Source organism: bacterium (assembly GCA_035308905.1).
In the GTDB taxonomy this organism is placed as follows: Bacteria; Sysuimicrobiota; Sysuimicrobiia; order Sysuimicrobiales; family Segetimicrobiaceae; genus DASSJF01.
Genome location: DATGFS010000006.1, coordinates 65,515 through 72,723, shown reverse-complemented (window position 1 = coordinate 72,723; position 7,209 = coordinate 65,515). Strand labels below are relative to the sequence as shown.

The window sequence follows — 7,209 nt, the reverse complement described above, 5'->3', positions numbered from 1 at the left end:
CACCACTCGGACATCTATCTCGCGGAGGTGTACCGGCTGCTGGCGGGGTTCTTGTTCCGCGCTTGACGGTGCATGCAACCTGGGGCGCAGGGAGCCGCCCGCAAAAACCGGCTTGGCACGGTGAGCCGGCGGTCGTCTTGATGCCCCTGGGATCCTGCGGCCGGCGGGTTGCGGCCGGGTTGGACAGTGGCCGCGGCGCACCGACTCGCCTTTTACGAAGCCGTCACGCGGAATGTGTTGATGATCTGGACGAGGACAGGGACATCGGTGCGAATGCGGTCGGAGTCATTTGCGGTGCTACCCGTGACCACGAAGCCAGTTTGCCCGAGCGTGAAAAACACCTGTATCTGGTACACTGCCGGTCCAACATTCGGCTCCCACGTGAAGTAGCGATAGTAAGCAGGGCGTCCCGCGATGACGGCCTCGCCCTGCTGAATCATGGTGTAGTGATGAAATGTAACTTTCACGAACCGTTCCGCACGATCGGCATAGACTGCGGGAGATATGGGAGTCGGCAACGACTCTACCACCACGTTGACCGAAGCCCGCGTCCCGGGCTCGATCGGACCAACCCCCAACACGGCGACCATCCCCTCGGCCTTCGTGGCCACCTGCCAATCGGCGGGGAAAGTTATGGTGAAACGGCCATTTGGGTCGGCGATCGACTGCACCAACGGGGCTGTCGCCCACGCGGGGCCGATGGACGTGGTGCAGATAAGGGCTATTAAGGCACAGGTCGTGATCCGGCTTCGTCGCACGTGCGGGTTGCGTGATCCTAAAGAAATCGCCAACTAGGTACCCCCTCGATTGGCTGGAGTTCCCGCTCGCCTAAATGTTTGATGGTCTCGCCCGGTCACGCCGGGTTGGGTTGTCCACCGCGTCATCTTTGTTCGGGACAGGCAAGGAAGCGACTCGTACCTTCGGCTGGTGAGATTGGTCACCTCTGTGCCGCCGGTGTTCGTTCGGCAGGAAGGCCGCGCGAGGCCACAACTCGAACAATTCACTGCCGGGCATCCGGAGTGCCCGGAGAGGCATGGATGGCGAACCGCGGGGCGTTGACCGTGTGGGGTAATCCCTTGGACGACATCATCGAGGGCCTGCGGAAAGCCGGGAAGTCACTGACCCGCGCTGAGTTCCACCGGTTGGTCCAGTACGGTAGAGCGGCGTGATTGGATGGTGCTTCGCCCGCCGAGCAAGTGATAATCCTTGCACCGATTGTTCGGCGACGGCCTGCTGATCGGCGAGAATCTGGATGAGCCGCGCCGTTTCCCCAGACGTGAAATCACCCTGCTCGTCGCGCTGTAGATTGGCCGCCGGATCGGGCCCCTGCGGCCGTGCAGCACGCATCGCAAACCAAACAATCGCGGCCAAACCAGCCACGATGCTTCCGGCCACGAACAGTCCCAGTTCGGACCCCTGCGCAAACAGTTCCGGCCACATCGCGCCCGCCTCCCGCCGTGTGTCTCACGCTCCTAGCGTAGGGCAGGCCGCCGCAGTGGGCTATGAACCGGTTCACAGCCCGGGCGTCCGGTTCATGGTATCGGCGCGCCCGATGGACATCGTGACGTAGGGAATCGAGCCCTCGCCAGACGAAAGGCGTGCCATGGAACGACTGCGTTTCTACGTCAGAACGAATCCCCGAACAGCAGCGGCTCTCGCCTTTGGCAGTGCCACGATGGCTGTGACGCATCTCGCCTGGGTGCCCGCGGCGCGGATGAATGGTCTAACGCCCGCCCTCACAATCACGGCGGGGCTGGCCCATGGCTTGGCCGGTGCAATCACCGGTCGGCGGCTGATCGATGGCAGACGCACCCCAACATCGGTACACGCTGGCTTAGTTGGGGCAGGAACGTCGCTGCTGGCACTGTTCTTCTTCATCCCGCCGTTCGCGTTCTTCGTGTCGAGAGGTCTCCAGATGGCGAGCCCATGGTCATACGTGTGGCTCACGGTCTGGACGGGTGTGTTTTCGTTCCTCGCGGCCGGTTGGGCACTGCTCCTGATCTCGGTTGCGGTTGGGTGGGCAATATATCGCATCGCCCAGACTTAGCGAGAGGATCGGCCCGCCGGAGGACGATCCCAGGTCGGCATGCGTCGCTAGCGACGAACTCTACTGTTTCTCGTCGACAGCGGGGTTCCGGAACTCTGGAAAGGCGGCACGTTTTGTCCCGAAACTGCCTATGGCGGCTTCCGTATCGGCTACCCCGGTAAGGAATTTCCAGAGACCGTCCTTCTCCCGCCGGGCGCTGGCGATCTGATACCCTACATCAGACAACGCCTGCAGGACGCCACGGTAGACGGGACTCAGGTATGATTCCAGCCAAGTGTGCACGCCAAGAGCCACGCGAGCGTCGTCGCTCACGAGAATGACCCATTGCAGCGTGCCCTTCGCGTTGGCGTACAGGTCGACCAGCACCTTCAGGTCGTCGAGAGTCAAGGAAATTGCCGGAACGTCTGCCACGACGCCGTACGCCATCCCGCGCCACCATGCGCACTTGAAGTAGCGGGAGACGACCGTCCGGATTTCCGCGCCGAGATCGTGCGCCTCGGCGAACTGCCGGTGCTCGGTCACGAGTCCGACCACGCGGTGCATGTTGAAATTGCGCAACTCCCAGAACGTCCAGCCCGGCACGCGGAGGTCGGTGCGAGGCCGCAGATGCCGTTGCGCAGTGGCCGAGGTGATGATGGCGGGCAGGTCCGGCGTGTCTCCCATTTGCCCCTCCCCGTTCGCAATACCTTGTCCCGCGTCGGTGAGTTCATCACGATCAGCGGCCCGCACGTGCCGAAGCGCCCGCCCCCCTCCTTGGGGCACCCTTGGGGCGCCGGTTCAGACACTCCCCCTCGGGCAGTACTCTAGATCGTCTTCTTGTTGAGTTTCCGGGTCCCTGCGGCGCCGAGCGCGTTGAAGAGTGCGACGTCTACGATGATCGGGACATGGTCACTCAAGCCGGAACCGCAGCAGACTAGACCGAGGGCGCCCAGCGTTGCGACCGTGATGCCGGCCGACTTGCCCGTGAGCTGCGGAGGGCTGGCCGGGATCAGCCACCCCCACCGGGAATACGCTGATGGGCGGCTCGCCTGGCTCCGCCCCGTCCATCGCAACGACGGGCCGCCGACACCGCCGCCGCGTGGGAGGACCTCGATGAAGCTCTAGCTGATGCAGCACGGGGAGGCTATGAGGGAAGAACACGATCCCACCCGGCCCCTCACGGAGAAGGGGCGGGCTGCCACCAACAGGGTCGTCCAGTACGCCGTCGAGCGCGCGGGCGTGCGCGTCGCGAGGATCGTTCACAGCGGGAAGTTACGCGCCCGGCAAACGGCCGAGATATGGCGCGAACATCTCCCGGCCGCCCTGATCACGGAGGAAGAGGGTCTTGATCCTCAGGCCTCGCCGGAAATCTGGCGGGAGCGGCTGGCCCTGGAGACCGACGATGTGCTGGTTGTCGGCCATCTTCCACACTTGGCGGGCCTGGCGGCCTTGCTGCTCTGCGGGCATGACGGCAGCGATCCGATCATGGTCCAGAACGCCGGGCTCATTTGTCTCGAACGGCGAGAACACGACGGCTGGTCGGTTCGGTGGGCCCTCACGCCCGAGATCGTGTGACCTGTCGTGGATGCGGGACGTAAATGAGGGTCGTCACCTTCGCGCAGTGGATTCCGACGCTGCTCCTCGGCGTGGCGACATCTGTCGCGCCCAACTATGCTCCCCCGCCGGGCGCGCTCAACCCCGAGGTTACGCAGTCGAACATCGCTCAGACGATTTGCGTCCGAGGCTGGGCGGCGGCCGTGCGGCCGCCGCGCACGTTCACTGATGCGCTGAAGCGGCAGCAGATAGCCGAACGCCACCTGCCTGGGACACCGGCAGACTATGAAGAGGACCACCTGGTGCCCCTCGAACTTGGCGGCGCCCCACGGGATCGGCGCAATCTCTGGCCCCAACCGTGGCCGGAAGCGAAGCGGAAGGATCGATTGGAGGACGCTTATCATCGTGCGGTGTGCGCGGGTAGGATGACACTATCTGATGCCCGGCGGATGGTCGTGGACCCGCGCAAATGGAGGACGCCATGAAGGAATCGCATCCTGGGGGATGTCCCGTTTGCCAGGAGGTCATCACCCTTCTCAGGCGGCGTTGGGGCGATTAGAATCTAATCGGTAGGCAGATCAGGCCGGTCCGTCCCGGCCGAAAGCGGGAACATCGTGGTTATGTCACACGTAACAAATCGGGTCATGAGGATCGTGACGGCATTCGCGCTCGTGCTGTCGGTCCCCGCGCTTGTCATGGGGCAAGCTCCGGCGGTACCGGCGTCCTTCCTGATCACGCCCGGCCAGGGAATCGGACGGGTCCAACTCGGGATGACGGTCGAGCAGGTGCGGGCGGCGCTGGGACATGAAGCCAGCACCGCCTCGGATCCGATCACGCGCGCCACGACTCTCGCTTGGAAAACGGCGGGTGCCGGACGGTTTGGAGTGTGGTTCCGGGACGGGAAAGCCGTCAATATTGGGATCAACCGCGATCCCCGGTATGCGACCGCACAGGGTCTGCGGGACGGGGACGCGGCCGACAAAGTCCTGGGGGTCATGGGCGCGTCGCCCGACACGGCGGCGCTGCCCACCTTGACACTCGGGCGCCTGCAAGTCCTCCGCTATCCGGGTATTCTTTTCTACGTCCCTTCCGGCGCCGAGGATGCGACGCTGGACGGCAAGGTATACTCAATCATCATTGTCGCGGCGGGGACCCTGCAGGTCGTCGCGCCGTCCTCACCGCCGGCGCAGACTCAGCCCGCGCCCGCGGCGCCGGTCCAGACTCAGCCCGCATCCCCGGCTCCGGCCGCTCCAGCTCGGCCCGCGCCCCCGGCGCAACCCGCGCCGCCGGTCCAGACTCGGCCGGCACCGCCGGCTCCGGCCGCTCCAGCTCAGCCCGCGCCGGGTAGTCCGGCGGTAATCGTGCCCGGCCAGAGCATCGGCGCCGTGCGATTGGGAATGAAGCTTGCCGACGTCACAGGACTCTTCGGTACCTCCACGGACACCGTGCGTTCGAGCGACGGGAGCGTTACGCGCTGGTGGCTCGACGCCTCGAAGCGCCAGGGATTCGGGGTGCAGGTCTCGGGCGGGAATCGAGTGGATCGTCTGTCCATCATGAACGACGCGAGTTATACGACGGCCGCGGGACTCCACGCCGGGAGCACCGAAGCTGAAATTCGCGCAGCGCTCGGGGTACCGGCTGCCGTCAATGTCGACGCCAAATCGCATAGGGAAACTCTCCGGTACGACGACCTGGGCGTGTGGTTCGAAATCGAGCTTGACAAGCAGTCGCCCGCATTTGCCACCGTCGTCGCGATCGACGTCTTGGCGACGGCCGGCAGCCCGGTCGGGCCCGCCGCGCCTTCGCCGTCGCACGTTCCCGAACCCGACCGTCCGGAAACCGGAGGCCAGTAACCGCTAGGGAATCTTCGGCAGGTTCTGCAGAAAGCCGGGTAGGCCCGGCGGCTGGGGTGAGCTGGGTGCGGCGGATTGCGGCGGTGGCGATGCCGCGGTGCCGCCGACAAACCGCGGCGCGCCGCCGAGCGCGAAGTGCGGGGTTGAGAGCGCGCCGGTCAACTTGAACGGGATGCTTGTGGCGCGGGCGCCCGCCGCGCCCGGGACATACCGACCGAGCAGCGTCGCTGCCGATGGAATCGGTCCGGGAGACGGCGAACCCGCGGCAGCCATCGCCATCACGCCGGTTCCCGCGTAGTCCAGGCTGCCGTCGAAGCCGACATTGCCGTGTCCCGTCGCCTGCAGGTTCTCCCCGTCGAGCCGCAGCGCGCTGCTGTACACGTGCTCCCGCGCGATTCGCGCGTCGCCTCCGAAGTAGCTAAACCGAGTCTGTCCGGCGGGCACGTTCGCCTGCAGCAGCCGTGCGAGCTGCGCAAGGCCGCTCTTGACGTCCAGCCCCGGAAACGTTCCGTTGCGGATCGCGAACGTGCCGGTTCCGGCGAGCGCCGCGCGCGGATCGCCGGCCAGCGTCGTTCGGAGCGCCCCGTCCGCGTCCAAGGCGCCGGTCACGCTCGCGGCCGCGCCCACCCCGCGCAGCAGTCCGCCGACGTCGACCCCGCGCGCGTGCACGGTGAACGCGGCGTGCGCACCGGCCACGGCGGTCTTGGCCGCCGCCGTCCCCGTGATCGTGCCGCCGTACGCGGTGAGGGAGTAGGCGTCCACGCGAATCGCGTCGGTATAGACGCCCAGGCGGGCGCGGACGCCGGACGCGGCGAACGGCGCGAACGCGACCTTGTCGACGTCCACGGTCCCGGCGGCGACCAGGCGGTGAGGACCGGGGGGTCCGAGCGGGCCCTGCGCCGCGGATGCGCTCAGCAGGCGCCGCAGGCGGTTGACGTCGAGTTCGGTCCCCGTGAGCGCAAACGATATCACGGGCGCATAGATCCGCGGAACCTGTGCCGTGGCCTTCACCTTCGTCGTATCGAGCGACGCGGTAAACGCCGCCTTCACCCCGCCGTTCGCGAGCGTCAGCGTCCCGGAGCTTACCTCCACCGGGACGCGGAGCGAAGGGACGGTAAGGCGCGCCCCTCTGAGATCGACGGTCGCGGCGATCCGCTGCAGCAGGTCGGGCGCGGTGGCCTGTACGGAGCGGCTCGCGGCGGTGAGTCCGGCGATCGCAAACGACGCCGTCGTCTGCCGGCGCCCCGGATCGTACGAGCCCACCGAGAGGTCGACGTTCTTGATGGCGACGGCGCCGATCGGCGCGAGGGTCAGGACGCCGCCCCCGATCGGCGGACGGCCGCGATCCTGCGCTGGCAGGTCGAAATTCGAACGCCCGGCCGTGTTGGTGAGAAAGTTGACGCGCACGCGGTCGAGAGCCACCCACTTGATCGCGAGACGGCGGTCGAGCAGCGCGCGCAGATCGACGCCGAGGTTGATGGTCTGCGCTTCGACCGCGGGGCCGTCCGGAAACCCGGCGGGGTTCATCAGCCGGACGTCCGCGGCGCGCACGTGGGGGCGCGGCCAGATCTGAAGACGCAGGGTTGCGATGCGAACGTCGCGGCCGGTGGCCGACCGAATGGACTCTTCGAGGAGCGAACGGTAACGATCCACCGGAACGAGAAACGGCGCCGCGGCGGTTGCTGCCACCACGCAGACAAGGGCGATCCCGCCGATGAGCCACCACCGCGGGCGCCGCGGGGAAACCGTCATGGTCGTGCTCACGACATCAGCAGT

Annotated in this window: 7 protein-coding genes; 3 read left to right on the top strand and 4 right to left on the bottom strand. The window is 66.5% G+C overall.

What is annotated here, in order from left to right:
• Window positions 1-212: 212 nt before the first annotated feature.
• Both VKT83_02070 and VKT83_02065 read right to left on the bottom strand, forming a co-directional pair.
• Complete coding sequence (locus VKT83_02070; GenBank protein ID HLY21229.1) at window positions 213-671, bottom strand: DcrB-related protein; 459 nt, start codon at window positions 669-671, stop codon at window positions 213-215.
• A 415-nt stretch (window positions 672-1,086) separates the two neighbouring features.
• Window positions 1,087-1,440, bottom strand: a complete 354-nt coding sequence (locus tag VKT83_02065; protein ID HLY21228.1) for a hypothetical protein — start codon at window positions 1,438-1,440, stop codon at window positions 1,087-1,089.
• A gap of 163 nt (window positions 1,441-1,603) precedes the next feature.
• On the opposite strand from VKT83_02065, the gene VKT83_02060 reads away from it, so the two are divergent.
• Window positions 1,604-2,047, top strand: a complete 444-nt coding sequence (locus tag VKT83_02060) for a hypothetical protein (GenBank protein HLY21227.1) — start codon at window positions 1,604-1,606, stop codon at window positions 2,045-2,047.
• 60 nt (window positions 2,048-2,107) lie between these two features.
• Here the strand turns inward: VKT83_02060 and VKT83_02055 are convergent, their stop codons facing one another.
• The gene (locus tag VKT83_02055; GenBank protein HLY21226.1) at window positions 2,108-2,710 is read right to left on the bottom strand and encodes a hypothetical protein; all 603 of its coding nucleotides are present in this window, start codon (window positions 2,708-2,710) and stop codon (window positions 2,108-2,110) included.
• A gap of 444 nt (window positions 2,711-3,154) precedes the next feature.
• Here VKT83_02055 and sixA point away from each other — a divergent pair, with 444 nt between their 5' ends.
• Window positions 3,155-3,601, top strand: coding sequence for a phosphohistidine phosphatase SixA (gene sixA, locus VKT83_02050; protein HLY21225.1), 447 nt, complete (start codon window positions 3,155-3,157; stop codon window positions 3,599-3,601).
• A gap of 632 nt (window positions 3,602-4,233) precedes the next feature.
• Window positions 4,234-5,433, top strand: a complete 1,200-nt coding sequence (locus VKT83_02045; GenBank protein ID HLY21224.1) for a hypothetical protein — start codon at window positions 4,234-4,236, stop codon at window positions 5,431-5,433.
• A 3-nt stretch (window positions 5,434-5,436) separates the two neighbouring features.
• Here the strand turns inward: VKT83_02045 and VKT83_02040 are convergent, their stop codons facing one another.
• Entirely contained in the window at window positions 5,437-7,185 is a 1,749-nt protein-coding gene (locus tag VKT83_02040) for an AsmA family protein (protein HLY21223.1), read from the bottom strand.
• Between the last annotated feature and the right edge of the window lie 24 nt (window positions 7,186-7,209).

Excerpts from the sequence above, each read along its gene's own strand:
- VKT83_02065 (HLY21228.1), bottom strand. The coding sequence starts at position 1,440 with ATGTGGCCGGAACTGTTTGCGCAGGGGTCCGAACTGGGACTGTTCGTG.
- VKT83_02060 (HLY21227.1), top strand. The coding sequence starts at position 1,604 with ATGGAACGACTGCGTTTCTACGTCAGAACGAATCCCCGAACAGCAGCG.
- VKT83_02055 (HLY21226.1), bottom strand. The coding sequence starts at position 2,710 with ATGGGAGACACGCCGGACCTGCCCGCCATCATCACCTCGGCCACTGCG.
- sixA (HLY21225.1), top strand. The coding sequence starts at position 3,155 with ATGCAGCACGGGGAGGCTATGAGGGAAGAACACGATCCCACCCGGCCC.
- VKT83_02040 (HLY21223.1), bottom strand. The coding sequence starts at position 7,185 with ATGACGGTTTCCCCGCGGCGCCCGCGGTGGTGGCTCATCGGCGGGATC.